Consider the following 211-nt stretch of genomic DNA (forward strand, 5'->3'; position numbering starts at 1 on the left):
CCTTCAAGGTTAAAAGGTCCTGAAGCTGGTGTACCTAATATATCGTTTGTAGCCTGATCTGTAATTACCCATGTAAAACTATCTCCAGATAAAACATTGCTATCTACAAATTCTACACTAATTAAATCATCAGTTCCCTCGCCTACACAGATTTCCGCTGTAGTATCTGTTGTGCCTGCAATCTGAATGGCACCACCATTTACTGCATTTC

At 39.3% G+C, this 211-nt stretch carries 1 protein-coding gene; it reads right to left on the reverse strand.

Translation table 11 applies throughout. The features are described from left to right. Nucleotides 1–211: hypothetical protein (locus ACRHOC_RS15915; RefSeq protein ID WP_431159527.1), on the reverse strand; the 211-nt coding region annotated here is incomplete at both ends.

Origin of the sequence: Winogradskyella poriferorum, from assembly GCF_050618035.1 — a bacterium.
Classification (GTDB): Bacteria; Bacteroidota; Bacteroidia; order Flavobacteriales; family Flavobacteriaceae; genus Winogradskyella; species Winogradskyella poriferorum_A.